General features: G+C 72.5%; 29 protein-coding genes. 8 read left to right on the top strand and 21 right to left on the bottom strand.

Annotated features, from left to right (window positions below; genetic code table 11):
- Window positions 1-12 precede the first annotated feature (12 nt).
- From lgt to hisI, 10 genes are all read right to left on the bottom strand, one after another.
- Complete coding sequence (gene lgt / locus ABZT47_RS23990; RefSeq protein WP_354846038.1) at window positions 13-1263, bottom strand: prolipoprotein diacylglyceryl transferase; 1251 nt, start codon at window positions 1261-1263, stop codon at window positions 13-15.
- 26 nt (window positions 1264-1289) lie between these two features.
- Entirely contained in the window at window positions 1290-2039 is a 750-nt protein-coding gene (locus tag ABZT47_RS23985; RefSeq protein ID WP_354846035.1) for a thioredoxin domain-containing protein, read from the bottom strand.
- Window positions 2039-2593, bottom strand: a complete 555-nt coding sequence (locus ABZT47_RS23980) for a MauE/DoxX family redox-associated membrane protein (protein WP_354846033.1) — start codon at window positions 2591-2593, stop codon at window positions 2039-2041. The genes ABZT47_RS23985 and ABZT47_RS23980 overlap by 1 nt, the downstream gene beginning before the upstream one ends.
- Window positions 2594-3060: 467 nt before the next feature.
- Window positions 3061-3855: a tryptophan synthase subunit alpha gene (trpA, locus tag ABZT47_RS23975; protein ID WP_354846030.1), complete on the bottom strand. Its 795-nt coding sequence runs from the start codon at window positions 3853-3855 to the stop codon at window positions 3061-3063.
- Window positions 3856-3888: 33 nt separating this feature from the next.
- Window positions 3889-5079 carry a tryptophan synthase subunit beta gene (gene trpB / locus ABZT47_RS23970; RefSeq protein ID WP_354846485.1) on the bottom strand — a complete coding sequence of 397 codons (1191 nt, stop codon included), beginning with the start codon at window positions 5077-5079 and terminating at the stop codon, window positions 3889-3891.
- A 50-nt stretch (window positions 5080-5129) separates the two neighbouring features.
- The gene (trpC, locus tag ABZT47_RS23965) at window positions 5130-5954 is read right to left on the bottom strand and encodes an indole-3-glycerol phosphate synthase TrpC (RefSeq protein ID WP_354846028.1); all 825 of its coding nucleotides are present in this window, start codon (window positions 5952-5954) and stop codon (window positions 5130-5132) included.
- Window positions 5955-6138: 184 nt separating this feature from the next.
- Window positions 6139-6576: a DUF2752 domain-containing protein gene (locus tag ABZT47_RS23960; RefSeq protein WP_354846025.1), complete on the bottom strand. Its 438-nt coding sequence runs from the start codon at window positions 6574-6576 to the stop codon at window positions 6139-6141.
- Window positions 6576-7106, bottom strand: coding sequence for a CD225/dispanin family protein (locus tag ABZT47_RS23955; RefSeq protein ID WP_354846022.1), 531 nt, complete (start codon window positions 7104-7106; stop codon window positions 6576-6578). The genes ABZT47_RS23960 and ABZT47_RS23955 overlap by 1 nt, the downstream gene beginning before the upstream one ends.
- 117 nt (window positions 7107-7223) lie before the next feature.
- On the bottom strand, window positions 7224-7913 hold the full coding sequence (locus ABZT47_RS23950; RefSeq protein ID WP_354846019.1) for a TIGR02234 family membrane protein: 690 nt from the start codon (window positions 7911-7913) through the stop codon (window positions 7224-7226).
- Window positions 7910-8260 carry a phosphoribosyl-AMP cyclohydrolase gene (gene hisI, locus ABZT47_RS23945; RefSeq protein WP_354846016.1) on the bottom strand — a complete coding sequence of 117 codons (351 nt, stop codon included), beginning with the start codon at window positions 8258-8260 and terminating at the stop codon, window positions 7910-7912. The genes ABZT47_RS23950 and hisI overlap by 4 nt, the downstream gene beginning before the upstream one ends.
- 155 nt (window positions 8261-8415) lie before the next feature.
- Between hisI and ABZT47_RS23940 the strand changes: the two genes are divergently transcribed.
- The 6 genes from ABZT47_RS23940 (at window position 8416) to ABZT47_RS23915 (ending at window position 13945) form a co-directional block, all read left to right on the top strand.
- Window positions 8416-9453, top strand: coding sequence for an ABC transporter ATP-binding protein (locus ABZT47_RS23940; RefSeq protein ID WP_354846013.1), 1038 nt, complete (start codon window positions 8416-8418; stop codon window positions 9451-9453).
- A 30-nt stretch (window positions 9454-9483) separates the two neighbouring features.
- A complete protein-coding gene (locus tag ABZT47_RS23935; protein ID WP_354846010.1) occupies window positions 9484-10698 on the top strand; it encodes an ABC transporter substrate-binding protein in 1215 nt (404 codons plus the stop codon).
- Entirely contained in the window at window positions 10695-11627 is a 933-nt protein-coding gene (locus ABZT47_RS23930) for an ABC transporter permease (protein ID WP_354846008.1), read from the top strand. The genes ABZT47_RS23935 and ABZT47_RS23930 overlap by 4 nt, the downstream gene beginning before the upstream one ends.
- 58 nt (window positions 11628-11685) lie before the next feature.
- Window positions 11686-12492, top strand: coding sequence for an ABC transporter permease (locus ABZT47_RS23925; RefSeq protein ID WP_354846005.1), 807 nt, complete (start codon window positions 11686-11688; stop codon window positions 12490-12492).
- Window positions 12493-12670: 178 nt separating this feature from the next.
- The gene (locus tag ABZT47_RS23920) at window positions 12671-13519 is read left to right on the top strand and encodes a helix-turn-helix transcriptional regulator (RefSeq protein ID WP_354846002.1); all 849 of its coding nucleotides are present in this window, start codon (window positions 12671-12673) and stop codon (window positions 13517-13519) included.
- A 120-nt stretch (window positions 13520-13639) separates the two neighbouring features.
- Window positions 13640-13945 (top strand): hypothetical protein, encoded by a 306-nt coding sequence (locus ABZT47_RS23915; RefSeq protein ID WP_354845999.1) that lies wholly within the window; start codon window positions 13640-13642, stop codon window positions 13943-13945.
- A 115-nt stretch (window positions 13946-14060) separates the two neighbouring features.
- Here the strand turns inward: ABZT47_RS23915 and ABZT47_RS23910 are convergent, their stop codons facing one another.
- Window positions 14061-15824: an ABC transporter ATP-binding protein gene (locus ABZT47_RS23910; RefSeq protein ID WP_354846482.1), complete on the bottom strand. Its 1764-nt coding sequence runs from the start codon at window positions 15822-15824 to the stop codon at window positions 14061-14063.
- A 56-nt stretch (window positions 15825-15880) separates the two neighbouring features.
- Window positions 15881-17665 carry an ABC transporter ATP-binding protein gene (locus tag ABZT47_RS23905; protein ID WP_354846479.1) on the bottom strand — a complete coding sequence of 595 codons (1785 nt, stop codon included), beginning with the start codon at window positions 17663-17665 and terminating at the stop codon, window positions 15881-15883.
- Between the two features lie 455 nt (window positions 17666-18120).
- Between ABZT47_RS23905 and ABZT47_RS23900 the strand changes: the two genes are divergently transcribed.
- Together ABZT47_RS23900 and ABZT47_RS23895 are read left to right on the top strand one after the other, a co-directional pair.
- Complete coding sequence (locus tag ABZT47_RS23900) at window positions 18121-18756, top strand: TIGR03085 family metal-binding protein (protein WP_354845996.1); 636 nt, start codon at window positions 18121-18123, stop codon at window positions 18754-18756.
- 379 nt (window positions 18757-19135) lie between these two features.
- Window positions 19136-19297, top strand: coding sequence for a hypothetical protein (locus ABZT47_RS23895; protein WP_354845994.1), 162 nt, complete (start codon window positions 19136-19138; stop codon window positions 19295-19297).
- Window positions 19298-19481: 184 nt separating this feature from the next.
- On the opposite strand, the gene ABZT47_RS23890 is transcribed toward ABZT47_RS23895, so the two are convergent.
- The 9 genes from ABZT47_RS23890 to hisD all read right to left on the bottom strand — a co-directional run bounded on the left by ABZT47_RS23890 (window position 19482) and on the right by hisD (window position 26720).
- Window positions 19482-20777, bottom strand: coding sequence for a hypothetical protein (locus tag ABZT47_RS23890; protein WP_354845991.1), 1296 nt, complete (start codon window positions 20775-20777; stop codon window positions 19482-19484).
- Window positions 20778-20964: 187 nt separating this feature from the next.
- Window positions 20965-21735 (bottom strand): imidazole glycerol phosphate synthase subunit HisF, encoded by a 771-nt coding sequence (hisF, locus tag ABZT47_RS23885; RefSeq protein WP_354845988.1) that lies wholly within the window; start codon window positions 21733-21735, stop codon window positions 20965-20967.
- The gene (gene priA, locus ABZT47_RS23880) at window positions 21732-22454 is read right to left on the bottom strand and encodes a bifunctional 1-(5-phosphoribosyl)-5-((5-phosphoribosylamino)methylideneamino)imidazole-4-carboxamide isomerase/phosphoribosylanthranilate isomerase PriA (protein ID WP_354845985.1); all 723 of its coding nucleotides are present in this window, start codon (window positions 22452-22454) and stop codon (window positions 21732-21734) included. The genes hisF and priA overlap by 4 nt, the downstream gene beginning before the upstream one ends.
- A gap of 4 nt (window positions 22455-22458) precedes the next feature.
- Window positions 22459-22797, bottom strand: coding sequence for a hypothetical protein (locus ABZT47_RS23875; RefSeq protein WP_354845983.1), 339 nt, complete (start codon window positions 22795-22797; stop codon window positions 22459-22461).
- A gap of 78 nt (window positions 22798-22875) precedes the next feature.
- The gene (gene hisH / locus ABZT47_RS23870; RefSeq protein ID WP_354845980.1) at window positions 22876-23508 is read right to left on the bottom strand and encodes an imidazole glycerol phosphate synthase subunit HisH; all 633 of its coding nucleotides are present in this window, start codon (window positions 23506-23508) and stop codon (window positions 22876-22878) included.
- Window positions 23499-23654 carry a hypothetical protein gene (locus ABZT47_RS23865; protein ID WP_354845977.1) on the bottom strand — a complete coding sequence of 52 codons (156 nt, stop codon included), beginning with the start codon at window positions 23652-23654 and terminating at the stop codon, window positions 23499-23501. The genes hisH and ABZT47_RS23865 overlap by 10 nt, the downstream gene beginning before the upstream one ends.
- Complete coding sequence (hisB, locus tag ABZT47_RS23860) at window positions 23651-24271, bottom strand: imidazoleglycerol-phosphate dehydratase HisB (protein ID WP_354845974.1); 621 nt, start codon at window positions 24269-24271, stop codon at window positions 23651-23653. Before hisB ends, ABZT47_RS23865 begins: the two co-directional genes overlap by 4 nt.
- Window positions 24268-25404: a histidinol-phosphate transaminase gene (locus ABZT47_RS23855; protein WP_354846476.1), complete on the bottom strand. Its 1137-nt coding sequence runs from the start codon at window positions 25402-25404 to the stop codon at window positions 24268-24270. Before ABZT47_RS23855 ends, hisB begins: the two co-directional genes overlap by 4 nt.
- An 11-nt stretch (window positions 25405-25415) precedes the next feature.
- Window positions 25416-26720: a histidinol dehydrogenase gene (gene hisD / locus ABZT47_RS23850; protein ID WP_354845971.1), complete on the bottom strand. Its 1305-nt coding sequence runs from the start codon at window positions 26718-26720 to the stop codon at window positions 25416-25418.
- Window positions 26721-26724: the final 4 nt, after the last annotated feature.

Below are 26724 nucleotides of genomic sequence, written 5' to 3'. Positions count from 1 at the left end.
GGCCGCCATGGGTCATCGTGAATTCGCCTCCGACGCCGGTGCCACCGGGGCCGCCGCCGCGCTCTCGCCTTCCCGCGCCGCGTCACCGGACGCCACCGGCGCGCTCTCGCGAGCGCCGGTGGCGTCGTCGTCGGCGCTCGTGGACGCCGCGACCGCGGCAGACGCCCGGCCGCCGATGGCGTCCGGGGCGTCGGCCGGTGAGGCCGCTTCGGCCTGCTCGTCTGGAGCCGGTGAAGTGGCCTCGGCCTGCTCGCCAGGGGCCGGTGAGGTGGCCTCGGCCCGCTCGCCGGCCGGAGGGTCGCCGGCCTCCCGCCCGTCCTTCGCGGGGGCCTCGCCCTCGGCCTGCTCCCCCGGCTCGGCGGAGGAGGACCCGCCGGCCGCGGAGGCGATCTCGTGGTCGTCCGCCTGCGCGGCGTCGTGCGCCGGATCGGCGCCGGCCCCGTGCAGCGGGACGACGATCTCCTCGGTGGTCTTGTTCCTGGTCAGGTAGAGGTAGACCAGGGCGCCGAGGAAGATGACGATGGAGGTCCACTGGTTGAGCCGCAGGCCGAGGATCTGGTGGGCCGGGTCGACCCGCATGCCTTCGATCCAGAAGCGGCCCAGGGTGTAGCCGGCGACGTACACCGCGAACAGCCGGGCGTGACGCAGCGCGTAGCGCCTGCCCGCCCACACCAGCACGCCGGCCAGGGCCAGGTCCCACAGCGACTCGTACAGGAAAGTGGGGTGGTAGGTCGACACCCCGGGGATCGTGCCGGGACGGCCCGGATCGATCTCCAGCCCCCAGGGCAGGCTGGTCGGCCCGCCGAACAGCTCCTGGTTGAAGTAGTTGCCCCAGCGGCCGATGGCCTGCGCCACCGCGATGCCCGGCGCGACCGTGTCGGCGACCGCCGACAGCGAGATGCCCCGCCTGCGGCAGGCGATCCACACTCCGACCGCGCCGAGCGCGATGGCGCCCCAGATGCCGAGGCCGCCGTGCCAGATGTACAGCGCGTCGATCGGGCGGTTCGGGGCGTCGTCGGCGAAGTAGAGCTGCCAGTCGCTGATGACGTGGTAGAGCCGACCGCCGACCAGGCCGAACGGGACGGCCCAGACGGCCAGGTCGGTGATGGTGCCGGGCTCGCCGCCGCGCGCGCGCCAGCGGCGCTCGCCGATCCATACGGCGGCGATGACGCCGAGCACGATGCAGAAAGCGTAGGCGCGCAGAGGGATCGGTCCGAGGTACCAGACCCCTTCTGGCGGGCTGGGAATGGAGGCCAGGGGCATGTCAGGTGACGTTACCGGTTCCAGGCCTACTTCGCGGCATCAAGGATGGTCTGACGCAGCGACGAGGGGCTGAAGGCGATCTTGTTGTCGATTTCCTTCCCGTCGAGCCGGAGCGTCGGGGTGCCCTCGAAGACCTTCGAGTCGATGATCTTCTTGTTGTAGTCGGCCTGGGTCTGGGCGTACTTCTGGGTCTTGACGCACTGCGCGAAGCCGGGGTCGGTGACACCGGCGTCCTTGCCCCAGGCGACCAGGTCGTCGAGCGCGAAGCCCTGCTTGGTCTCGGGGGGCTGCTCCTTGTAGATGCGGTCGTGGAAGGCCATCCACTGCCCGCCCCCGGGCACGCATCGAGCGGCCGCCGAGGCGCGCGTGGTGTTACCGAGCGTCGGCTCCTGGGTGAAGATGTTCACGACGTGGTAGACGACCTTGACCTGGCCGGCCGCCGCCATGTTCTTCACCGTGGCGCTGCTGGTCTGCTCGAACGCCTTGCACGCCGGGCACTGGAAGTCCTCGTAGATGTCGAGGACGGGCTTGGTGACGCCCGGCTTGGCCATGACCGTCGAGCCGTCGGCGGCCAGGCTGATCGGCGCGAGGTCGCCGCTGAGCGTCTCGGATTTGCCCGACTGGACGTACCACCAGCCGCCGCCGACCACGGCGAGCACCACGACCACCGAGGTGATGATGGTCGCCAGACGCCTGCGCTGCTGCTGGGCGCGCTCTTTCTCGCGCTGCGCCTTGATGCGCTCGCGGGCCGAGACCTCCCGCGCGGCCTTTCCCATCAGAGACTCTCCTTCATGTCGGGCCGGTGATCGTCGTCGGTCACGCGGCCTCCCCCGTCGTCCTCGCCGCTCTCGTCGGCGTCCTCGTCGTCGTCGCGGGCCGCCCTGGCCGGCACCAGCCCGAGGGCGGAGTCGAGCGAGAGGCGGCCAGGGGCGAACCGGATGATCCACACCCCCAGCAGGAACAGGCCACCGTCTCTGAGGATCTCCCAGAAGTAGGAGGGACTCTGCCCGGCGGCCAGCTTGCCGCCGCCCCCGAAGCAGCCGCAGTCGATGCGCAGGCCGCGCGCCCACGCCGAGGCGATGCCGACCACGAAGGCCAGCATGAGCAGCGCGGACACCACGCCCGCCGCGCGCGTGAGCAGCCCGGCGACCAGCAGCACCCCGACGACGATCTCGACGATCGGCAGGCCGTAGCCCACCGCCGTGGCGACCTGCGCCGGCAGCAACTCGTAGGCCTGCACCGCCTGGATGGACAGCGCCGGTGTGCCGATCTTGAGCCAGCCGGCGACGATCAGCACGACGGCGACCACCAGCCGCGCGAGCGTCGTCACCCAGGGTACCGCCGGGTGTGCGATGAGCGACCTCATCGGCGCGGCCTTCCCGACCTCACCAGCATCATCGTCTCCTTATCCCCACGAGCCGACGCCCGGGACGGGTAACGCCGTGGACGGCCCGGGCGATCGGAGCCGGTCGCGACGGCGCGCGGCGGCCTTCCTTGCCGAAGGCTACCGGCTGACCAGCCCATCATGAGGCCGATAAGCACCCGGTAAGCAATCTTCGTCCGTAGACTGCCACACGGCCGTGAGCTCGGGAAACGGACGCATCGCCCTTGCTGGAGGGACGAAAGACCCTTGCCCGGGCAGGCTCGGGCGAACCGACCACGCTCCTGCAGAGGAGGAGCCGGTCACCTACCCTCCGGGCGAGCGAACCGGTCAGACGTTCCAGGAGCGCGTGAGCCGGTCAGACCTTCTCACGAACGGATGAGCCGGTCAGGCGCTCTCAGGAGTGGGCGAGCCGGTCAGGCGCGGACGCCGGTGGCCAGCTCGGCCGCCAGCTCGCGCACCGACGCGAGGCCCGCGGCCTCGTCGGGGGCGTCCAGCAGCCGGCGGATGAACGCCGAGCCCACGATGACGCCGTCGGCGTAACCGGCCACCTCGGCGGCCTGCGCGCCGGTGCCGACGCCGAGACCCACGCACACGGGAAGGCCGGTGTGCGGACGGCAGCGCTTCACCAGGCCCTCGGCGGCGCTGCTCACGCTCGCGCGCGCGCCGGTGACGCCCATGAGCGAGGCGGCGTACACGAAGCCGGTGCAGCACTCGGTGACGGCCTTGATGCGCTCGTCGGGCGAGCTCGGCGCGACGAGGAAGACCGTGTCGATGCCGGCCGCCGCGCTGTACTCGCGCCAGGGCCCGGCCTCTTCGGGAGTGAGGTCGGGGGTGATGGTGCCGGTGCCGCCGGCGTCGGCGAGCTCGCGGGCGAACCGCTCGGCGCCGTAGCGGTCGATCGGGTTCCAGTAGGTCATGACGAGCACCGCGGCGCCGCTCTTGGCCACGCCTTCGACGGTGCGCATCACGTCGGCGATGCGGGTGCCGTTGACGAGGGCGCGGTGCACGGCGTCCTGGATGGTGGGACCGTCCATCAGCGGGTCGGAGTAGGGCAGGCCGATCTCGATGACGTCACAGCCGGCCTCCACCATGGCGGTGGCCGCGGCGATGGCGCCGTCCTTGGTGGGGAAGCCGGCCGGGAGGTACCCGACGAGGGCGGCCCGCTTGTCGGCCCGCGCCTTCTCGAACACCGTCTGAAGAGTCGTCATGTCAGGATGTCCCGCTCACAGGTGTCTGGAGGCCTACAGGTCGAAGTACTTCATGGCGGTGCCCATGTCCTTGTCGCCGCGCCCGGAGAGGTTGACCAGGATGGTCGCCTCCGGGCCGAGCTCGCGGCCGAGCTTGACGACGCCCGCCAGGGCGTGCGCCGACTCGATGGCGGGGATGATGCCCTCGGTGCGCGCGAGCAGCGAGAAGGACTCCATCGCCTCGTCGTCGGTGATGCCGTGGTAGGTGGCGCGGCCGGTGTCCTTGAGCCAGGCGTGCTCGGGGCCGACGCCGGGGTAGTCCAGGCCCGCCGAGATGGAGTGGGACTCGATGGTCTGGCCCTCGTCGTCCTGCAGGACGTAGGTGCGCGAGCCGTGCAGGACGCCGATGGAGCCCTCGGTGAGGGTGCAGGCGTGCTCGCCGGACTCGACGCCGTGCCCCGCGGCCTCGTAGCCGTGCAGGGCGACGCCCTCGTCGCCGATGAAGGCGTGGAACAGGCCGATGGCGTTGGAGCCGCCGCCGACGGCCGCCGCGACGGCGTCGGGCAGGCGGCCGGTGAGGTCGAGCACCTGGCGGCGGGCCTCGACGCCGATGATGCGCGCGAAGTCGCGGACGATCTCGGGGAAGGGGTGGGGGCCGGCGACGGTGCCGAACAGGTAGTGGGTGTCGTCGACGTTGGTCACCCAGTCGCGGAAGGCCTCGTTGATGGCGTCCTTGAGGGTGCGGCTGCCGTTGGCGACCGGGACGACCCGGGCGCCGAGGAGCTTCATGCGGGCGACGTTGAGCGCCTGGCGCTCGCAGTCGACCTCGCCCATGTAGATGACGCACTCGAGGCCGAGCAGCGCGCAGGCGGTGGCGGTGGCGACGCCGTGCTGGCCGGCGCCGGTCTCGGCGATGACGCGGCTCTTGCCGAGGCGCTTGGTGAGCAGGGCCTGGCCGAGCACATTGTTGATCTTGTGGGCGCCGGTGTGCGTGAGGTCCTCGCGCTTGAGCAGCACGCGGGCGCCGCCGGCCACCTCGCCGAACCGCTTGACCTCGGTGATCGTGGTCGGCCGCCCGGCGTAGGTGCGCAGCAGGTGGTCGAACTCGGCGACGAACGCGGGGTCGTTCTTGGCCTCGGCGTAGACCTTGGCGACCTCGTCGAGGGCGGGGATCAGCGCCTCGGGCACGAACCGGCCGCCGAAGACGCCGAAGCGCCCCCGGGTGTCGGGGTCGTCGCCGGCCACGCCGCCGCCCACGAGGTCGGCGGCGGTGATGATGGGACCTTCTGCGATGGTCACTGCTGCCTCTCGGGTCCGTTGTCGAGTCGCGATGCGGGGTGCGCTCCGGCGGTGACCAGGTCGACCACGGCGGCACGGGGGTCCTTGCCGGTGACCAGGCTCTCGCCGACGAGCACGGCGTCGGCGCCGGCGCGGGCGTAGGCCAGCAGGTCGTGCGGGCCGCGCACGCCGGACTCGGCGATCTTGATGACGCCGTCCGGGATCTTGGGCGCGATCCGGGCGAAGACGTCGCGGTCGACCTCCAGGGTCTTGAGGTTCCGCGCGTTCACTCCGACGATCTTGGCACCGGCTTCCAGCGCCCGGTCGAGCTCGTCTTCAGTATGCACCTCGACGAGCGGCGCCAGGCCGATCGACTCGGCCCTTTCGATCAAAGAGACCAGGGCGTTCTGCTCGAGGGCGGCCACGATCAGCAGCGCGAGGTCGGCGCCGTGCGCCCGGGCCTCCCATAGCTGGTAGGAGCTGACCACGAAGTCCTTGCGCAGGACCGGGATGTCGACCGCCGCGCGGACCGCGGCGAGGTCGTCCAGGCTGCCGCCGAAGCGGCGTCCCTCGGTCAGCACGCTGATGACGTGCGCCCCGCCCGCCTCGTAGTCGCCGGCCAGCGCCGCGGGGTCGGCGATCGCGGCCAGGGCCCCCTTGGAAGGGCTGGACCGCTTGACCTCGGCGATGACGGAGACCTTGTCGCCGCCCAGCGCGGCGTAGGCGTCCCTGGTGGCGGGCGCGCGCTGGGCTCGTTCCTTGAGCTCCGCCAGCGACACGGCCTGCTGCCGGTCGGCGAGGTCGGCCCGCACGCCGTCCAGGATCTCGTCGAGCACGCTCACTTGATCTCCTCGCTTGGCTCGCTCACCCGTACCGGGTCCCTCCGTCGCTGTACCCCCGGGCCGAGGACGGCCTCGCCCCGATCGGCTGATCGGCTCGGAGGCCCGCTTCCTCTCCCGACCTTGCCCTGCCGATGGTATCGGGCTTACCGCCGTCGCCTCGCCACAGGGTGGCGATCGTGAAGCGTCATGGGGCGAGGAACCTGCCGAAAGGCAGATTCCGCACGATCCAGTAGACGATCACCAGCGCGAGGAACGCCCAGATGTAGGCCGGATGGGCCAGCGTCGTGCGGACCGGCCGCCCCTGCCAGGTGCGCAGAGCCCACCGCCCCCACCAGAACAGCAGGAAAGGGACGGTCGCCACGGCCAGCGGGTTGAGCCCGAGGGCCGCCACGACGTCGCCGTGCGCGAGGGCGTGGATGGTGCGCAGTGTGCCGCAACCGGGGCAGTACAGCCCGGTGATGAACAGGAAGGGGCAGGTCGGGTAGTGGCCGGCCTGGTTGGGGTCGACCATGCCCACGTAGGTGAACACCGCCCCCGTGAGCGCCGCGGCGCCGAAGGGCGCGAGCATGGACCGCAGGCGGCCCGTGCCGCGCCTCCCGGTGTGTTCCGCGTGCGTCGTCATCAGTAGTTGTAGCCGTGGGTGCTCGCGGTGCTGAAGACCACGGCCAGCAGCAGGAAGTACCCGACGATCACGACGACGTCGACGACGATGCCCCAGATGAGGGCCCGCTTCCACCAGGTCTTCGCCTCTTCGGAGGCGGCGATGGCCCCCTGGTAGTCGCCGACGGCCCACTTGGAGTTGACCTGGGACGACTTGACGATCGAGACGATGCCGAAGGGCAGGCAGCAGAACAGCGTGGTGAGGATCGCCGGGACCAGGTGGTTGTCCGGCGCGGGCGGCCCGCCTCCGTAGGGACCCTGCCCGTAACCGCCCTGGGGCGGCGGGTACCCGCCCTGCTGACCGTAGCCCTGCTGCCCGTACCCCTGCTGGCCGTAGCCCCCCTGCTGGCCGTATCCCCCGCCTTGCTGTCCGTACCCCGGCTGCTGCTGCCCGTAGCCGCCGTCCTGCTGGCCGTACCCCCCGGAGGGCTGGCCACCGGGCTGCTGAGGGTCGTACCCCTCAGGATTGCCCGGCTGATTCCCGTAGCTCATGGAAGGCTCCTGTGAGTGAAATCGCGTATTGCGCTGCGGCAGCATAGCGACGACCGGTGACGCGCATGGGCGTTGTTCCGCTTTGTGGACAACTTGTCATATTGCGGGGACATCAGGTCAGCCCTGCCGCCCGCCCGGCCCCTCACCCTCGGTCGGATCGACGCCCTGGTCGAGCGCGTCCCACAGCGACCGCTCGGACCGCTCGGACCTGGCCGGACGCTCTCCACGCTCTCCACGGGCGGCGCCGGCGGCGCCGTCCGGGCGAGGGCCCCGCCGCTCGTACCGCTCGGACATGGCGGGCCAGCGGCCGCCGCGCGCCACCGCGACCGCGCCGGCCGCGGCGAGCGCCAGGCCCCCCGCGGCGGCGGCGATCGGCCACGCGGGCATGGCGGACACCGCCGTCTCGGCCAGGCCGGTCAGCGTGCCGCGCGTCCCTGCGACCTCCACCGCGCGGGAGGGGGAGGCACCCTGCCCGGCGGCCACGGCGGCCGCCGCGCCGAGCAGGGCGATGAGGGCGCCGACGACCCTGCGCCACAGGCCGCGGGTGGCGAGCACGGCGACCACCGCGGCCAGGCAGGCCAGGGCGAGCGGGCTCAGGACGGGCGCCAGGTCTCCGCCGGACAGGGCGACCGTGCCGGAACGGGTGGCGCCGGGAGCGGGCGGGTAGGCGACCTCGGCCCAGATGCGCCCGGAGGCGAGCAGGATGAGCGCCGCCCCAAGGACGCCGGCCGCCACCCACGCCAGCAGCCCGCGGCGGGTGCCGCCGCGCGCCGCGCCGGTACGGGCGGGGGCCGCGGGCGGGGTCACTGGGGCTCCTGGACCCGCAGCACGTCGGCGTCGAAGCAGGTGCGGTCGCCGGTGTGGCAGGCCGCCCCCACCTGGTCGACCTGGAGCAGGATGGTGTCGCCGTCGCAGTCGAGGGCCACGTGCCTGACGTGCTGGACGTGGCCGGAGGTCTCGCCCTTGACCCAGTAGGAGCGGCGGCTGCGCGACCAGTAGGTCGCCCGGCCGGTGGTGAGCGTGCGGTGCAGCGCCTCGTCGTCCATCCAGGCCAGCATCAGCACCTCGCCGGTGCCGTGCTGCTGGACCACCGCGGGCACCAGCCCGTCCGCCGTGCGCTTGAGGCGGTCGGCGATCTTCTGCTCAAGAGGCATGGGGCAATTCTGCCGCAACCCCCCGCAGGGGCAGGTCACCGCAGGGGTATGCCGCGCCGGGGTCGATGCCGCTCTCCCTATGCCTCTGGCCCGGTTCATAACAGCGATACCGGTTTGTGCTTCACCGCGAACCCCCGACTCCATATGTTTCCGACATGCCAGACCAGAACGTGGCGGTGCGGCTGCGCGGCCTTCGCAAGAACTTCGGCGCGGTGGAGGCGGTCGCCGGGGTCGACCTCGACATCGCCGACGGCGAGTTCTTCGCGATGCTCGGCCCGTCGGGGTCGGGCAAGACCACCGTGCTGCGCATGATCGCGGGCTTCGAGTCGCCCACGTCCGGCACCGTCGAACTGGGCGGGCGCGAGGTCACCCGCCTGGCCCCCTTCGAGCGGGACGTCAACACCGTCTTCCAGGACTACGCGCTGTTCCCGCACATGAACGTGCTGCAGAACGTCGAGTACGGCCTGCGGGTGAAGAGGGTCCCGAAGGGCGAGCGGCGCGAGCGGGCCGCCGAGGCGCTGGCCGCGGTGCGCCTGCCGGGGTTCGAAGGACGGCGGCCCTCCCAGCTCTCGGGCGGGCAGCGCCAGCGGGTCGCGCTCGCCAGGGCGCTGGTCAACCGGCCGCGGGTGCTGCTGCTGGACGAGCCCCTCGGCGCCCTGGACCTCAAGCTGCGTGAGGAGATGCAGGTCGAGTTGAAGCAGATCCAGCGCCAGGTCGGCATCACCTTCCTGTTCGTCACCCACGACCAGGAGGAGGCCCTCACCATGAGCGACCGTGTCGCGGTGTTCGACCGGGGCCGCGTCGAGCAGGTCGGCACCCCCGCCGAGGTGTACGAGCGGCCCTCCACGCCGTTCGTGGCGGGGTTCGTCGGCACCTCCAACCTGATCTCCGGCGAGGCGGCGGAATCGGTGCTCGGCAAGGAAGGCACCTACAGCGTCCGCCCCGAGAAGCTGCGCCTGGTGCTCGACGTGGACGCCCCCGTCGGCGGCGAGGAGCACAGCGCCACCGGCACGATCGCCGAGGTCGTGTACGCCGGGGCCTCGACCAGGTTCCTCGTCGACCTCGACGCCGGGGGGCGGCTCATCGTCCTGCAGCAGAACCTGGAGGTCTCCTCCATGGAGGTCACCGGGCTGCGCGGCGGCCGCGTGCGGCTGGTCTGGAACCGCCGCCACGAGTTCGCCATCGCTCCCTGACCCGCCCGTCCGACCCCTAGGAGGGACACCATGCGGTCCACCCGACTCGCGATCGCCGCCGCCGCGCTCGCCCTGGCCGCCGCCGCCTGCGGCGGCGCATCCTCCGGTGGCGGCGCCTCCGGAGGCACGGCCGCCCCCGGCCGGAGCGGGTTCACCCCGCCCAAGATCGAGGCGCTCGGGAGCCTGGGCGCCGGCGAGGGCCAGGTCAACCTGGTGGCCTGGGCCGGCTACGCCGAGGACGGCTCCAACGACCCCAAGGTCGACTGGGTCCACCCCTTCGAGAAGGCCACCGGCTGCAAGGTCGACACCAAGACCGCCGGCACCTCCGACGAGATGGTGAACCTGATGAAGACCGGCGAGTACGACGCCGTGTCCGCCTCCGGGGACGCGTCGCTGCGCCTGATCGCCTCCGGCACGGTCGCGCCGGTCAACACCGACCTGGTGCCCAACTACAAGGACGTCTTCGACGGTCTCAAGCTCAAGCCGTGGAACTCGGTCGGCGGGGTGGCCTACGGCGTGCCGCACGGCCGCGGCGCCAACCTGCTGATGTGGCGCACCGACAAGGTGAACCCGGCGCCGGACTCCTGGGGAGTGGTGTTCGACCCGGCCTCCCCCTACAAGGGCAGGCTGACGGCCTACGACTCCCCCATCTACATCGCCGACGCGGCCCTGTACCTGATGGCCACCAAGCCCGGCCTCGGCATCAAGGACCCCTACGCCCTTGACGACGAGCAGTTCCAGGCGGCCGTCGACCTGCTCAAGCAGCAGAAGCAGAACATCGGCGAGTACTGGTCGGACTACACCAAGGCCGTGCAGGCGTTCAAGAGCGGCGACACCGTGGCGGGCACGACCTGGCAGGTCATCGCCAACCTGGTCAAGGCCGACAAGGCGCCGGTCGAGGCGATCCTGCCCAAGGAGGGCGCCACCGGCTGGTCGGACACCTGGATGGTCGCCGCCAAGGCCAAGCACCCCAATTGCGCCTACAAGTGGCTCGACTGGATCATCTCACCGAAGGCCAACGCCCAGGTCGCCGAGTGGTTCGGCGAGGCGCCCTCCAACGCCGAGGCGTGCGGGCAGACCTCCGACAAGACCTTCTGCGAGACCTACCACGCCACCGACGAGTCCTACTTCTCCAAGGTCCACTACTGGACGACCCCGATCGCCCAGTGCCTGGACGGCCGCACGGACGTCACGTGCAAGGACTACTCGGAGTGGACCCGGGCCTGGACGGAGATCAAGGGGTGACGACCTCGGCATCGGGGGCATCGGGGGCGCCGGCCGCGCCGGCGTCCCCGTCCGGGCGGGCCGGACCCGGGGCGGCGCGGCAGGGACGGCCCGGCCCGCGCCGCAGGCTCGCCGCCGCGCTCCACCGGCACGCCGGCGTGCGGCTGTCGCTGCTGCTGTCGGCGCCGCTGGCCTGGCTCGGCGTCGCCTACCTCGGCGCGCTGGCCGCGCTGTTCGTCACCGCGTTCTGGAGCACCGACGCCTTCACCGGCGACCTGGTCAGGACCTTCACCTGGGCCAACTTCCACGACGTTCTGACGGTCGAGGTCTACAGGACCGTCGCCCTGCGGTCGGTGGGCGTGGCGGTGGCGGTGACGCTGATCGACGTCGCGATCGCCTTCCCGATGGCGTTCGCGATGGCCAAGCTCGCCTCGCCACGCGCCCAGCGCTGGCTGGTCATCGCCGTGCTGACGCCACTGTGGGCGTCCTACCTGGTCAAGGCGTACGCCTGGCGGGTCATGCTGTCCGGAGGCGGCCTGCTCGGCTGGGGGTACGGGCTGACGGCCACCATCGCGACCCTGGCCTACCTGTGGCTGCCGTACATGATCCTGCCGATCTACGCGGGGCTGGAGCGGCTGCCGGACTCGCTGCTGGAGGCGGCGGGCGACCTCGGCGCGCGGGGATGGCGCGTGTTCCGCACGGTCGTATGGCCGCTCGCCTTCCCCGCGATCGTGGCCGGCTCGGTGTTCACCTTCTCCCTGTCGCTCGGCGACTACATCGCCGTAAAGATCGTCGGGGGCCGGAGCCAGCTCATCGGCAACGTCGTCTACGACAATGTCGGCGCGGCGAACAACCTCCCCTTCGCCGCCGCGGTCGCCACGGTCCCCGTCGTGATCATGCTGGTGTACCTGGCGGCCGTCCGCCGCACCGGGGCGCTGGAGAACCTGTGACCGCCGCGCCCCCCGTGACCCCGCCCCGCCCCGCGAACCCCCCGGCCAGGAGGCTCCGGTGAACCTGTCCCGAACGGCACGGCTGGCGCTGCGCGCGGCGCTGGCGCTCGGGCTCGGCGTCATCTACGTGCCGCTGGCGATCGTGCTGCTGAACTCCTTCAACTCCGACCGGACCTTCGCCTGGCCGCCGGCCGGGTTCACCACGCGGTGGTGGAGCATCGCCTGGGACTCCTCGGGCGTGCGCGACGCGCTGTGGACCTCGGTGCGGGCCGGGCTGGGCGCGACGGCGATCGCGCTGGTGCTCGGCACGATGGCGGCCTTCGCCGTGCAGCGCCACCGGTTCTTCGGGCGGGACGCCGTCTCGCTGCTCATCGTGCTGCCGATCGCGCTGCCGGGCATCGTGACCGGCATCGCGCTCAACAACGCCTTCCGCACGATCCTCGAGCCCTTCGGCGTCGGGCTCGGCATGTTCACCGTGATCGTGGGCCACGCGACATTCTGCGTGGTGACCGTGCACAACAACGTGCTGGCGCGGCTGCGGCGGACCGGGCTGAACATGGAGGAAGCCTCGGCCGACCTGGGAGCGGACACCTTCACGACCTTCCGCCTGGTCACCTTCCCGATGATGCGCTCGGCGCTGCTGGCGGGCGGCCTTCTGGCCTTCGCGCTGTCGTTCGACGAGATCATCGTGACGACGTTCACCGCCGGGGCGGGGGTGAGGACGCTGCCGATCTGGATCTTCGAGAACCTGTTCCGCCCGAACCAGGCGCCGGTGGTCAACGTCGTCGCCGCCGCGCTCATCGTGCTGTCGGTGGTCCCCATCTACCTGGCCCAGCGCCTGTCGGGCACGGCCGGCACGCACTGACGGCGGCCTGTCCGCACCCCGAGGGCGTTCCGGCCGGCGCCCGGCGCGCTCCCGCGCGCGCCGGGCGGGCCACGAGCGAGCAACATCACGCAACATGGGGGAACCGCGCGCGGCGTTCGCGCTACGGTCGTCGAGTCGGCGACGTCACCCGGTCCACCCTCCGGAGAGGTGGCCTCCCATGCCTCCCCCGCGCATCACCGAAGCCAAGGGAATCCTCGCCGCGCGGCTGCGCGAGATCCGCAGCGAGGCCGGCATGACCGGGCGGCTCCTGGCCTCCCAGGCGGGCTGGCACTACTCCAAGGTGTCCAAGATCGAGAACGCGGCGCAGATGCCCAACGAGACCGACATCCGGGTCTGGTGCCGGATATGCGACGCCGAGGAGTACGTGGTGGACCTGATCGCCGCCGTTCGCAACATCGACTCCATGTACACCGAGTGGCGGCGCCTCGAGTCCACCGGGCTGCGGCACGTGCAGGAGTCCTTCCAGCCGCTCTACCGCGACACCCAGCAGTTCCGGGTCTTCCAGCACTCCGCGGTCCCCGGCCTGCTGCAGACCCCCGGCTACGCCCGCGCGCACCTGCGGGCGGTCATCGACTTCCGCGGCATCCCCGACGACCTGGACGACGCGGTGGCGGCGCGGCTGGCGCAGCAGCAGGTGCTGTCGGCCGGCGGCAAGCGGTTCATGTTCATCGTCGGCGAGCAGGCGCTGCGCACCCGGGTGTGCGGGGTCGAGGGCATGCTGGAGCAGCTCGACCGGCTGGCGGGGCTGACGGCCAACACCCCGCAGCTCAGCTTCGGCGTCATCCCCGCCACCGCCCGCCCGGTGATCCTGCCGCCGGAGAACTTCTGGATCTACGACGCCACGCAGGTCAGGGTGGACACCATCCCCGGCCAGTACCGCATCAAGATCCCCAGCGACGTCGCCCTGTACGAAAGGGCCTTCGCCCGCCTGTCCGAGACGGCCGTCTACGGCCAGGCCGCGCGCGAGCTGGTCCAGGCGGAGGCGGAACGCCTGCGAGGAACATGAAGCAACATCGTTGAACCGCCCGCCGGTGGTCGCCTAGCGTCACCAGGGACGCACTCCGTGGTGACGCGGGGCACGCCCCCGTCTCGCACGTCCACCTCCGCCCGGACGGAGATCACGCCCATGGCGACCGCGGACAAGGTGATGAGCGCCGCTACGGCGGCCGACCACCTCAGACGGCTCGGCGACCTGCTGCGTGCGCGCGGCCTGCACGTGCGCGTCGGGGTGACCCGCGGCGGGGTGCCCCAGCTCATCGTGGTCAGCACCTCGGTGCCCACGCTCTCGGAGGTCATCTTCGCGGCCCGGGCCGAGGAGAGCTGGTGGTTCTGGTGGGCCTGGGCCGAGCGCATCGCCCCCGTGGACGACCCCCAGACGGCGGCCACGCACGTCTGCCAGGCCCTGCGCCCGGCCCCCCGCCACGACCGCTGAGACCGCGGCGGCACGCCAGGCGAGCCGCCGGGATCACCGAAGGTCACCGCCGGGCCGGTGAGGCGGTGAGACCGCTGAGGTCGCCCGGACGCGGCGCGGCGGGCGGCGTCCGGGGTCAGGAGGTGCGGGCGGCGGAGGTCCAAGAGGCGTACAGGTCGGCGTAGACGCCGTCCTGGCGCACCAGCTCGGCGTGCGGGCCGCGCTGGACGATGCGCCCGTGCTCGAACACCAGCACCTCGTCCGCCGCCTCGGCGGTGGACAGGCGGTGGGCGATCGACACGGCCGTGCGGCCACGGGTGACGCCGTCGAGCGCGCGGGCCAGCCGCACCTCCGTCGCCGGGTCCACCGCGGAGGTGGCCTCGTCCAGCAGCAGCAGGTCGGGGTCGGCCAGGTAGGCCCGCGCCAGGGCGACGAGCTGGCGCTCCCCGGCCGACAGCGACTCGCCGCGCTGGCCGACCGAGGTGGCCAGGCCCGCGGGCAGGCCCTCCAGCCAGTCGGTCAGGCCCAGTTCGGTGATGGCCAGGGCGATGTCGGCGTCGGTGGCCGAGGGGCGGCCGTAGCGGATGTTGTCGGCGAGCGTGCCGTCGAACAGGAACCCGTCCTGCGGAACCATGACGATGCGCTCGCGCAGCGAGGAGAACCGCACCTTGCGCAGGTCCGCGCCGTCGACCAGGATGCGCCCGGAGGTCGGGTCCATGAGCCGGGTGAGCAGCTTGGCGAAGGTCGTCTTGCCCGAGCCGGTCTCCCCCACGACCGCGACGCGCGTGCGGGGCCCGATCTCGACCGACACCTCGTGCAGCACCCGAGGGCCGTCGGGGTAGTGGAAGCCGACGTCCTGGAAGGACACCGTGATGGGGCCGCGCGGCAGGACCGCGCCCTTGTCCGCGGGGTCGGCGACGTCAGCGGGGGTGTCCAGCACGCCGAGCACCCGCCGCCAGCCGGCGACGGCGTTCTGGGCGTCGTTGAGCACCTCGGTCGCCGTCTGCAGCGGGCTGATGAACAGCGTGATCAGGAACAGGAACGCGACCAGCCGCCCGGCGGAGATGGTGCCGCCCACCCCGAGGTGAACGCCGAGCAGGACCACTCCGGCGATCGCCACCGCGCCCACCAGCTCGGTGGTCGGGAAGGTGAAGGCGATGATCTTCTGCGCGCGGGTCTGCGCCCGCTGGTGCAGGCCGACGGCCTCGTCGATGCGGCGCGCGGTGCGCTCCTCCGACCCGTACGCCCGGATCACCGCGCTGCCCACCACCGACTCGCTGACCGCCGCCAGCATGTCGCCGGTGCGCTCGCGGACCTGGGTGTAGGCGCGGGCCACCAACCTCTGGAACCGCGGCAGCGCGACGGCCATCGGCAGGAAGCAGCCCCAGACGACCAGCGCGAGCTGCCAGGAGTACAGGGCCATCATCACGCTCGCGATGAGCAGCTGGCCCACCGAGATGATGACCATGAGGCCACCCCACTGCATGAACGTGCTGATCTGGTCCACGTCGCTGGTGACCCGGGAGACCAGCGCGCCGCGCCGCTCGGTGTTCTGGGTCAGCACCGACAGGTCGTGGACGTGCCGGAACGCCTTGCCCCGCAGCGAGGCCAGCCCCGACTCGGTCGAGCGGTAGAGCCGCACGTTCATCAGGTAGCCGCACAGGGCGGTCAGCAGCACCGCGACGGCGCAGAGCACGACGGCCTTGGTGATGAACGGCATGTCCGGTGACGTGGTGTCCTTCAGGCCGCGGTCGATGACCTGCTGTACCGCGAAGGGGACGATCACCTTGCCGAGCGTGGCGAGCACCGCCAGCAGCAGCGTGACCGGCAGCCCGGTGCGGAACTCCGGCGACAGCGCGAGGCCGCGCCGCAGCGTCGCCAGGGCCGAACGCTCCTCCATGCGCAGCGCGCCGCCCGCCTTCACGGCGGCGGCGCCGCGTTCTTCGACCTGGGTCGTCATGCCACGATCTCCTCGTCGGCGTCCAGCGCCGCGCGCTCGGCCTCTTCACGTTCGTATGCGGTGACCAGGTTGCGGTAGCCCTCGCAGCGGGCCAGCAGCTCGTCATGGGCGCCGCGGTCGACGACGCGGCCCTGCTCCAGGTAGACCACCTCGTCGGCCAGCGCGATCGTCGCCATGCGGTAGGCGACCACGATCACCGTGGAGTCGGGAGACCCGTCCCGCAGGCCGAACAGGATGCGGCCCTCCACCTGCGCGTCCACGCTGGAGGTGGCGTCGTCCAGGATGAGCAGCCGGGGTGTCCTGACCAGGGCCCGGGCCAGCGCCAGGCGCTGCCGCTGCCCGCCCGACAGGGTCGCGCCGCGCTCGCCGATGCGGGTGTCCAGGCTCTTGGGCAGGGCGCTGACGAAGCCCTCGGCCTGCGCCAGGCGCAGCGCCGCCCACACCTTCTCGTCCGGCACGTCCTCCTGGGAACCCAGGGTCAGGTTGCCGCGGACGGTGTCGTCGAACAGGAACGTCTGCTGCGGCACCAGGGCCGCGGCGGTGCTCACCTCGCCGCGGGCGACCTCGCGCAGGTCCACCCCGTCGATGAGCACCCGTCCCTCGTCGGGGTCGACGAGGCGGACCAGCAGCTGGGTCAGCGTCGACTTGCCCGACCCGGTGGGGCCGACGAGCGCCACCGTCCGGCCCGGCCTGACCTCGAAGCCCACACCCGACAGCACGGGCGCGCCCGGCACGTAGGCGAAGCCGAGGTCGCGCACCTCGATGCGCGCCGGGCCGGCCGCGGGCAGGCGCGCCGGACCGAACTCCATCGACCCGGACGCGTTCAGCACGTCCTGCACCCGCCGCCAGCCGACGACGCTGCGCGGCAGCTCGGCGAGCACCCAGCCGAGCGCGCGGATCGGGAAGGCGAGCAGCGTGAACAGGTAGGAGATCTGGATGAGCTCTCCGGAGGAGACGTCCCCCGCGGCCAGGCGGACCGAGCCGAACAGCAGCACCGCCAGCACGCCCAAGGTGGGCAGCGCCTCCAGCAGCGGGTCGAACAGGCCGCGGATGCGGCCCACGGCGATGTTGGCGTCGCGCAGCCGGTCGGCCGTGGCCTGGAAGCGCGCCGCCTCGGTGTCCTCCCGCCCGAGGGTCTTGACGACGAGCGCCCCCTCGAAGCTCTCGTGCGCGATCTCGCTGACCTCGGCGCGCAGTTGCTGCGCCCGCATCACCAGCGGGGAGAGCCTGCGCTGGTAGACCAGGTTCAGCACGGCGATGGCCGGGAAGATCAGGAAGCCGACCAGGGCGAGCACCGGGTCGACGACCAAGATGGCGACGGCCGCGGTGACCAGCATCACCACGACGCCGACGGCCATCGGCAGCGGCGCGAGCGGCGCCCAGGCGGCCTCGACGTCGGAGCTGGCGTTGGACAGCAGCTGGCCGGTCGGGTGACGGTGATGCCAGGCCAGCGGCAGCCGCAGGTACTGGCGGGTCACCTCGCGCCGCGAGCGGGCCTGCATCCGGTACTGCATGATGCCGGCCAGCACCCTGCGGCCGATCACCCCCGCCGCCTTGAGCACCGCCACGCCGACGATCAGCAGCGCCGCGGTGACCAGGGTGCCGGTGACCGCGTGCCCCGACCGGAAGGCCGGCAGCACGGCGTTCTCGGTCGCCCAGCCCAGCGCCCACGAGGAGGCGACGGTCATCGCGCCGTAGAGCGAGCTGCTCAGCACGGCGCCGATGAAGATGCGCGGCTCACCCCGGATGGCGTGGCCGATGACACCGAACCCCTGGCGCATGACGGTCGGACTGTGATCGCGCTCGCTCGGCACGCGGGGGATCCTCTCGATGGGGGACGAGACCTGGCTCGATGGGGACGAGACCTGGCGGGCCGGCCGGAGCTCGCCGGGGGAACCGGTCCGCCACAATCCCTATCATCCGCGGCAACTCATTTATTCCCACCCCTACGGCCCACCTCGGTCATCACCCCTGGGTGGCCCGATCAGCGGGCACGGGCCTCGTCAGGGGGGATCCGCCCATCGTGGACGTCATCCAGGGCCGGCCGATCAACGGGGCGCGGGGCTTGTCAGGGATGATCGGCCCACCTTGGACATCACCTCAGAGCGGGCCGATCAGCGGGGCACGGGCCTTGTCCGGGGGGACGGCCCACCTTGGACGTCACCCCGGGGCGGGCCGATCGGCCGGGCACGGGCCTTGTTAGGGTGATCAGAACGACGCAGTTAGGGTGATCAGGATGACGCACGCACGCGCCGAACGCGCCGCACTCTGTGACCTCCTCGACCACCTCGGACCCGACGCCCCGACGCTCTGCGCCGGATGGGCCACCGCCGACCTGGCCGCCCACCTCGTCCTGCGCGAGCGCCGCATCGACGCCGCGGGCGGCATCGTCCTCAAGCCGCTCGCCGGCTACACCGCCCGGGTGCAGGAGGGCGTCAAGTCGGGCCGGAGCTACCCCGAGCTCGTCGACGCCGTCCGCCAGGGCCCGCCCCCGTGGTCGCCGTACGGCTTCCTGCCCGGCGTGGACGCGCTCGTCAACACCCTTGAGCTGCTGGTCCACCACGAGGACGTCCGGCGGGCTCAGCCCGGCTGGGAGCCGCGCGAACTGCCGGCCGACCTCACCGAGACCGTGTGGAAGCGGGTCTCGAGCGGCGCCCGCATGATGCTGCGCCGCTCACCGGTCGGAGTCGTGCTGCGACTGCCCGACGGGCGCAAGGCGGGAGGCAAGAAGGCCGAGCCGCACGTCATCGTCACCGGGGAACCGGTCGAGCTGCTGCTGTTCGCCTTCGGCCGGCAGGAGCACGCCCGCGTCGCCTACGAGGGCGACCAGCCCTCCATCGACCGCCTCCGCCAGGCTCACCTCGGCGTCTGAACGCCAGACCCACCTCGGCGTCCGGCAGCGACCCGGCACGCCATCCGACTCCAACCGGGCACAGCGTCCGACTCCAACCGGGAACGGCATCCGACTCCGGCCTGGCACGGCATCCGACCCCGGCCTGGCACGGCATCCGACCCCGGCCGGGCACGGCATCCGCACCCCACCCGGCACGGCATTGGACTCCGGCCCGGCGCGATGGAACCAGGCGGAGCCGGTGTTCGTTCGACGGTTACGGCCGTCTGGCGGCGGTTACCGCACAGGCGGACCATGCCTGGCTATGATCAACATGGGAGCGGCGCACGACCGCTCCCGCAGATCGGGCGTCCCACCGTTCCGGTAGGACCACGCCACAGCAGCAGCGGGAGGATGTCCGATGAAGACAAAGAAGGTGCTCACCTACCTCGCCATCGCCTTCGTGGTCTTCTACCTGTACTCGCGGCCCGCCGAGGCCGCCACGGCGGTGAAGGGCGTCTTCGACGGCATCACCACCGGCGCCGGTCAGCTGGCCCTGTTCTTCTCCCGCCTCACCGGCTGAGCCCCACCCTTACGAGCGCCGCCTCATGACCCGGCTCCGGGCGCTCCAGCTCCGCCGACCTCCAGCGCCGTGACCCGCGCACGTCCGCCAAGTCACCCGCCGCACACGGCGCCGGACCCGCCGTCCCCCTTACCACCGACCCGACGCCTGGCATCGGGGCCGGCGGAGGTGGGTGGTCGGGGCGTCAGCTCTTTTTGTTCATCGGGACCAGGCAGAGGATCCAGCCGGCGCCGCCGGTCTTGCTGCCTTCCCAGTAGGCCGAGGTGACCTTCTTGTCGCGGCACATGGTGAGGTTCTTGTCGGCGTCGAACTGCGCCTCGGTCTTGCCCTCGACCCGCTGGGAGACCTTCCACTCGACGGTGGCGTCCTTGCAGTTGACGACCTTCAGGGTGTTCTCGCTCTGGCCGGACATGCAGTCGCCCACGTGGGCGATGCGCGGGGCGCCGGTGACCTGGTCGCCGACCGCGCCGACGCCCTCGCGCACGGCGAAGATGCCGCCGAATTTCACCAGCGCGATGATGACGAAGACGCCGACCGCGCCGAGCCCGCTCAGCAGCTTGCCGTACTTCTTCTTCTTGGCCGGGGCCGTGGGCTCGGAGGGCTCCCACTGGCCGGCGCCGCCCTGCTGGGCGTAGGGGTCCTGGCCCGTGGTTTGCCCGTACGCGCCGTACTGCTGCTGGGACTCCTGCCCGGCCTGCCCAGCGCCCTGCTGGTAGGGGTCCTGAGCCGTGGCGCCCTGTGAGGGGCGTTCCTGGACCTGGGTCTGCTGGTGAGAATCGGCGGCCTGCTGGTATCCGCCGTAGCCCGGCTGGGCCTGCTGAGCCCCGTAGCCCTGCTGGTCCTGCGCGCCATAGCCCGGCTGGTCCTGCCCGCCGTAGCCTTGCTGGGCGCCGTAGCCCTGCTGAGCCGCGTAACCCTGCTGGGTGCCCTGAGCCTGCTGGGCGCCGTAGCCCTGCTGGTCCTGTCCGCCGTAACCCTGCTGCGCGCCATAACCGGTCTGCGCGCCATAGCCCGGCTGGGTGCCATGGCCCTGCTGGTCCTGCAGGCCGTAGCTCTGCTGCTGACCGTAGGCCTGCTGGGCGCCGTAGCTCTCCTGCGCGCCGTAGCTCTGCTGGGCGGCGTAGGGATCCTGCTGCCCGGGGTAGGCGCCCTGCTGTCCCGGGTAGGCGCCCTGAGCTCCGGAGTACCCGCCCTGCCCGCCGCCGTAGGCCGCCTGCTGGCGGCCGTCCTGTGCCGCGCCGGCGTACGGGGACGACTGCTGGTGGGCGCCCTGCTGGGCGCCGTAGCCCTGCCCCAGAGGGTCCTGCCCAGGGTAGGTCTGTCCCGCGGCGGCGCCCTGCTGGAACGGGTCCTGCGGCGCGCCGGCTCCGTACTGCGGAGAGGTCTGCTGCGGGTAGGACCCCTGCTGGTGCGTTCCCTGGTAGGGCGAGCCCTGCTGATATGGCGAATCCGGCTGCTGCGGATTGGAGGGAGAGGTCACGGGAGATCCTTGTGTCTGCGGCACCATAGGAGAACCCGCACGACCGTAGCGGATCATCACCCGCCTTGCGATGGCATTCCACCATGCGAGCAGGTTTGGACCGCTCCCAAGTTGGGTAGACAGGCCCGCCGGGTCTCCGCCCCCGTGGAGCACGAGGAGCAGGACGACGACCGGCGGGCCGGACGGGTCAGCGGACGGGGTGACCGGCCGCGCGCAAGGTGTCCTTGACGTCGGCGATCTTGAGCTGGCCGAAGTGGAACACGCTCGCCGCCAGCACCGCGTCGGCGCCCGCCGCCACGGCCGGCGGGAAGTGGTCCAGCGCGCCCGCGCCGCCGCTGGCGATGACCGGCACGGTGACCGCCGCCCGCACCGCCCGGATCATCGCGAGGTCGTACCCGTCCTTGGTGCCGTCCCCGTCCATGGAGTTCAGCAGGATCTCCCCCACGCCGAGTTCCTGCCCGCGCCGTGCCCACTCGACGGCGTCGATGCCCGTGCCGCGCCGGCCGCCGTGCGTGGTGACCTCGAAACCGGACGGCGTGGGCGGGCCGTCCACGACCCGCCGGGCGTCCACCGACAGCACGACGCACTGGGCGCCGAACCGGCGCGAGGCCTCGGTCAGCAGCTCGGGACGGGCGATGGCGGCGGTGTTGAGCGACACCTTGTCGGCGCCGGCGCGCAGCAGGCGGTCGACGTCCTCCACGGCCCGCACTCCCCCGCCGACGGTCAGCGGGATGAACACCTGCTCGGCCGTCCGGCGCACCACGTCGATCATGGTCCCGCGGTCGCCCGAGGATGCGGTGATGTCCAGGAAGGTCAGCTCGTCGGCGCCCTCGGCGTCGTAGCGGCGCGCCAGCTCGACCGGGTCGCCGGCGTCCCGGAGGTTCTCGAAGTTGACGCCCTTCACCACCCGCCCGGCGTCCACGTCCAGGCAGGGGATGACCCGTACGGCGACGCTCATGCCCGCACCGCCGACAGCGCCTCCTCCAGCGTGAACGCCTGCGCGTACAGCGCCTTGCCGACGATCGCGCCCTCCACGCCCTCGGCGACCAGCGTCGACAGCGCCCGCAGGTCGTCCAGCGAGGACACCCCGCCGCTGGCGATCACCGGCTTGTCGGTGCGGGCGCACACCTGGCGCAGCAGGTCGAGGTTCGGCCCGCGCAGCGTGCCGTCCTTGGTGACGTCGGTGACGACGTAGCGGGGGCAGCCGTCGGCCTCCAGCCGGTCGAGCACCTCCCACAGGTCGCCGCCCTCCTGCGTCCAGCCGCGCGCGGCCAGCGTGGTGCCGCGCACGTCCAGGCCGACGGCGATGCGGTCGCCGTACTCGGCGATGATCTTGGAGCACCAGGCCGGGTCCTCCAGCGCGGCGGTGCCGATGTTGACCCGGCGGCAGCCGGTGGCGAGGGCCGCCGCCAGCGAGGCGTCATCGCGGATGCCGCCGGACAGCTCGACCTGGACGTCCAGCGCCGCCACGACCGAGGCCAGCAGCTCGCGGTTGGAGCCCCGGCCGAACGCGGCGTCCAGGTCGACCAGATGGACCCACTCGGCGCCCGCCCGCTGCCAGGCCAGCGCCGCGGCGAGCGGGTCGCCGTAGGAGGTCTCCGTACCCGCCTCGCCTTGCACCAGGCGCACGGCCTTGCCGTCCGCGACGTCCACTGCGGGCAACAGCACCAGCGACATTGTTCTACGACCTCCGGTCGAATACGACGGTGACGAGCACCGGCAGCAGCAAAAGGGACAACACCAGGACGCCCACCCGGGCCGCCCAGCCGCCGAGCAGCAGCCACGCGCCGGCCTGGACCAGCACGAACAGCATCGCCACGACGGCGTTCTGCGCCTTGTGGCGCCGGGCGATCACGCCGCCCTGGCGGGCGACGCGGATCGGGCGGGGCACCGCCGCGGCCAGCCGGGCACGCAGCCGGCGCCACCTGGCCCGCCGGGCCTCGCGCTCGGCGCGCAGTGCGGCCTGGCGGGCCTGCTCGGCCTCCCGCTCGGCGCGGCGGCGCGCGCGTTCCTTGCTCACCCGATCACCGCTAACCCGGTGAGCACGTGTGACTCGGTGAGCACGTGGCCGCCGGCCGTGATGACGCCGGACGGGGTCTCACAGTGTGCCTACCCAGTTCCGCAGCAGGACCGCACCGGCGTCCCCGGACTTCTCGGGGTGGAACTGGGTGGCCATGAGCGGGCCGTTCTCCACCGCGGCGACGAACGGCACGCCGTGCTCGGCCCAGGTGACCAGAGGCTGGCGGAACCCGTCGCCCGCATGGAGCTCGAACTTGCGCACCCCGTAGGAGTGGACGAAGTAGAAGCGCGTGGCGTCGTCCAGCCCGTCGAACAGCACCGAGCCCTCGGGCGCCTGCACGGTGTTCCACCCCATGTGGGGCAGAACGGGCGCGTCCAGCCGCTCGACGACGCCCGGCCACTCGCCGCACCCCTCGGTGTGCTCGCCGTGCTCGACCCCCTCGGCGAACAGGATCTGCATGCCGACGCAGATGCCGAGGACGGGGCGCCCGCCGGCCAGGCGGCGTCCGATGATCTGCTCGCCGCGCACGGCCTTCAGCCCGCGCATGCAGGCCGAATAGGCGCCGACGCCGGGGACGACCAGGCCGTCGGCCTCCATCGCGGCGTCGCGGTCGGCGGTCACCGTGACCTCGGCCCCGGTGCGGGCCAGCGCCCGCTCGGCCGAGCGCAGGTTGCCCGAGCCGTAGTCGAGGACGACGACCTTCACCACCACAGCACCCCCGCGGTGATCGACAGCGCGGCGCCGACGCCGCACACGACGGCGCCGACGCGCATGCCCTGCTTGACGAAGGAGACGACCCCGCCGATCAGGAACAGGCCCAGGAAGACCATGGCGACGGCGGTCCCGTTGGAGCTCACAGGACCCCCTTCGTGCTCGGCACGCCGGTGGCGCGCGGGTCGCGCTCGCTGGCGGCGCGCAGCGCACGGGCCAGCGCCTTGAACTGCGCCTCGACGATGTGGTGGGCGTTGCGCCCGTAGGGCACGCGCACGTGCAGGCAGATCGCCGCCTGGGCGACGAAGGACTCCAGGATGTGACGGGTGAGCGTGGTGTCGTAGTCGGGCCCGATCATCGGGGCCATGCCTTCGGGCTCGGCGTGCACCAGGTAGGGGCGGCCGGACAGGTCGACGGTGACCTCGGCCAGCGACTCGTCCAGCGGGCACGAGGCGTTGCCGAACCGCCGGATGCCCGACTTGTCGCCCAGCGCCTCGCGGAACGCCGCGCCCAGCGCCAGGGCGGTGTCCTCGATGGTGTGGTGGGAGTCGATGTGCAGGTCGCCGTCGGTCTTGACCGTCAGGTCGAACAGGCCGTGCTTGCCGAGCTGGGCGAGCATGTGGTCGAAGAAGCCGACCCCGGTGGACACCTCGACCTTGCCGGTGCCGTCCAGGTCGACCTCCACCAGCACCGAGGTCTCCTTGGTCGTACGCTCGACGCGGCCGACCCTCGGCCTCGGCGCGCCCACGGCGGGACTGGTCACGCGATTTCCTCCGGTTCGTCGCCTCCGGGGATCCCGGAGGCGGGGATGACGTCTGACACGGCCAATACGGCCGTTATGGCCTCGTGGAAGGCGGCCATCTCCTCGGTGGTGCCGACGGAGACGCGCAGCCACTGCGGCGGGCCGACCTCGCGGATCAGCACGCCGCGCGCGAGCAGCGCCTCCCAGACCGCGCGGCGGTCGGGAAAGCGGCCGAACAGCACGAAGTTGGCGTCGGAGTCGGCGACCGACAGCCCCTGCCCGCGCAGCCGCGCCACACAGGCGTCACGCTCGGCGCGCAGCCGGTCGACGGTGCCGAGCAGCTCGACGCGGTGGGCGAGGGCGACCCGCGCCGCCGCCTGGGTGAGCGTGGACAGGTGGTAGGGCAGGCGCACCAGCAGCAGCGCCTCGATCACCGCCGGGTCTGCCGCGAGGTACCCGAGGCGCGTGCCGGCCATGGCGAACGCCTTGGACATGGTGCGGGTGACGATCAGCCGCGGGTTGCCGGGCAGCAGGGTGAGCGCGCTCGGCGTGCCGGTGCGGGCGAACTCGAAGTAGGCCTCGTCGACCACCACCATGCCCGGCGCGGCCTCCACGACCCGCTGGATCGCCTCCATCGGCAGGGCGGTGCCCGTCGGGTTGTTGGGGCTGGTCAGGAAGACGATGTCGGGCCGGTGCTCCTCGACGGCGGCCACGGCCTTCTCGGGGTCCAAGCCGAAGTCGTCCTCGCGGGCGCCGGCGATCCACCGGGTGGAGGCGCCGGTCGTGATGATCGGGTGCATGGAGTACGACGGCTCGAACCCCATGGCCGACCTGCCGGGCCCGCCGAAGGCCTGCAGGATCTGCTGGAGCACCTCGTTGGAGCCGTTGGCCGCCCACACCTGCCCGGGCGTCAGGCCGTGGCCGAGGTAGGCCGCGAGGTCCTCACGCAGGGCGACGGCGTCGCGGTCGGGGTAGCGGTTGAGCTCGGCCGCGTCGCGGCGCACCGCCTCGGCCAGGGCGTCCACCAGACCGGCGGAGGGCGGGTAGGGGTTCTCGTTGGTGTTCAGTCGCACCGGCACGTCGATCTGCGGCGCGCCGTACGGCGAGCGGCCGCGCAGGTCGTCGCGGATCGGAAGGTCGGCCAGGCGCACCAGGCCCGCCCCCGTCACCGGGCACCGCCGTCGAACCGCACGCGCACCGCGGCGCCGTGGGCCGGGAGATCTTCGGCCTCCGACAGCGCGTACACGTGGCCGGCGGCCTCCGCCAGCGCCTCGCGCGAGTAGTCGACCACGTGGATGCCGCGCAGGAACGCCTGCACCGACAGCCCCGAGGAGTGGCAGGCGCAGCCGCCGGTCGGCAGGACGTGGTTGGACCCGGCCATGTAGTCGCCCAGGGACACCGGCGCGTACGGCCCGATGAAGATGGCGCCGGCGTTGCGCACCCGCGCGGCGACCGCGTGGGCGTCGGCGGTCTGGATCTCCAGGTGCTCGGCGGCGTAGGCGTCGACCACCCGCAGGCCGTCATCCAGGGAGGACACCAGCACGATGCCCGACTGCCGGCCCGTCAGCGCCTCGGTGATGCGCTCGGAGTGCTTGGTGGCGGCCACCTGCGCGGGAAGCTCGCGCTCTACCGCGTCGGCCAGAGCCTCGCTGGTGGTCACCAGCACCGCGGCGGCGATCACGTCGTGCTCGGCCTGGCTGATCAGGTCGGCGGCCACGTGGGCGGGATCGGCGGTGTCGTCGGCCAGCACGGCGATCTCGGTGGGGCCGGCCTCGGAGTCGATGCCGATGCGCCCCTTGAGCAGGCGCTTGGCGGCGGCCACCCAGATGTTGCCCGGGCCGGTGACCATGGTGACCGGCTCGCACTCTTCGGTGCCGTAGGCGAACATCGCCACGGCCTGTGCGCCGCCGACGGCGTAGACCTCCTCGACTCCGAGCAGCGCGCACGCCGCCAGGATGGTCGGGTGCGGCAGCCCGTCGAAGTCGGCCTGCGGCGGCGAGCTGACCGCCAGGGACGCCACCCCGGCCTCCTGGGCGGGCACGACGTTCATGACGACGCTGGAGGGGTACACGGCCCTGCCGCCCGGCACGTACAGGCCCACGCGGTCGACCGGGACCCAGCGCTCGGTGACCGTGCCGCCGGGGACGACCTGCGTGAGGGTGTCGGTGCGGCGCTGGTCGCGGTGCACCATGCGGGCGCGGCGGATGGACTCCTCCAGCGCGGCGCGCACGGCGGGGTCGAGCCCGTCCAGCGCCCGGGTGAGGGCCGCGGCGGGCACGCGCGTGGAGCCCAGCTCGACGCCGTCGAAGCGGGCCGTCCACTCCCGTACGGCCGCCACCCCCCTATGGCGCACGTCGTCGCACAGGGGCCGCACCTTCGACAGGGCGGCCTCGACGTCGAGCTCGGCGCGGGGCAGCACGTCGCGCAGGTTGCCCGGCAGGGAACCGCGCATGTCGATACGGGATATCACCGGA

Source organism: Sphaerisporangium sp. NPDC005289, from assembly GCF_040607455.1.
GTDB lineage: Bacteria > Actinomycetota > Actinomycetes > Streptosporangiales > Streptosporangiaceae > Sphaerisporangium > Sphaerisporangium rhizosphaerae.
This window is presented reverse-complemented; position numbering and strand designations above follow the sequence as displayed.

Excerpts from the sequence above, each read along its gene's own strand:
- lgt (WP_354846038.1), bottom strand. The coding sequence starts at position 1,263 with ATGCCCCTGGCCTCCATTCCCAGCCCGCCAGAAGGGGTCTGGTACCTC.
- ABZT47_RS23985 (WP_354846035.1), bottom strand. The coding sequence starts at position 2,039 with ATGGGAAAGGCCGCGCGGGAGGTCTCGGCCCGCGAGCGCATCAAGGCG.
- trpA (WP_354846030.1), bottom strand. The coding sequence starts at position 3,855 with ATGACGACTCTTCAGACGGTGTTCGAGAAGGCGCGGGCCGACAAGCGG.
- ABZT47_RS23960 (WP_354846025.1), bottom strand. The coding sequence starts at position 6,576 with ATGACGACGCACGCGGAACACACCGGGAGGCGCGGCACGGGCCGCCTG.
- ABZT47_RS23955 (WP_354846022.1), bottom strand. The coding sequence starts at position 7,106 with ATGAGCTACGGGAATCAGCCGGGCAATCCTGAGGGGTACGACCCTCAG.
- hisI (WP_354846016.1), bottom strand. The coding sequence starts at position 8,260 with ATGCCTCTTGAGCAGAAGATCGCCGACCGCCTCAAGCGCACGGCGGAC.
- ABZT47_RS23940 (WP_354846013.1), top strand. The coding sequence starts at position 8,416 with ATGCCAGACCAGAACGTGGCGGTGCGGCTGCGCGGCCTTCGCAAGAAC.
- ABZT47_RS23935 (WP_354846010.1), top strand. The coding sequence starts at position 9,484 with ATGCGGTCCACCCGACTCGCGATCGCCGCCGCCGCGCTCGCCCTGGCC.
- ABZT47_RS23920 (WP_354846002.1), top strand. The coding sequence starts at position 12,671 with ATGCCTCCCCCGCGCATCACCGAAGCCAAGGGAATCCTCGCCGCGCGG.
- ABZT47_RS23915 (WP_354845999.1), top strand. The coding sequence starts at position 13,640 with ATGGCGACCGCGGACAAGGTGATGAGCGCCGCTACGGCGGCCGACCAC.
- ABZT47_RS23910 (WP_354846482.1), bottom strand. The coding sequence starts at position 15,824 with ATGGAGGAGCGTTCGGCCCTGGCGACGCTGCGGCGCGGCCTCGCGCTG.
- ABZT47_RS23905 (WP_354846479.1), bottom strand. The coding sequence starts at position 17,665 with ATGCGCCAGGGGTTCGGTGTCATCGGCCACGCCATCCGGGGTGAGCCG.
- ABZT47_RS23900 (WP_354845996.1), top strand. The coding sequence starts at position 18,121 with ATGACGCACGCACGCGCCGAACGCGCCGCACTCTGTGACCTCCTCGAC.
- ABZT47_RS23895 (WP_354845994.1), top strand. The coding sequence starts at position 19,136 with ATGAAGACAAAGAAGGTGCTCACCTACCTCGCCATCGCCTTCGTGGTC.
- hisF (WP_354845988.1), bottom strand. The coding sequence starts at position 21,735 with ATGAGCGTCGCCGTACGGGTCATCCCCTGCCTGGACGTGGACGCCGGG.
- priA (WP_354845985.1), bottom strand. The coding sequence starts at position 22,454 with ATGTCGCTGGTGCTGTTGCCCGCAGTGGACGTCGCGGACGGCAAGGCC.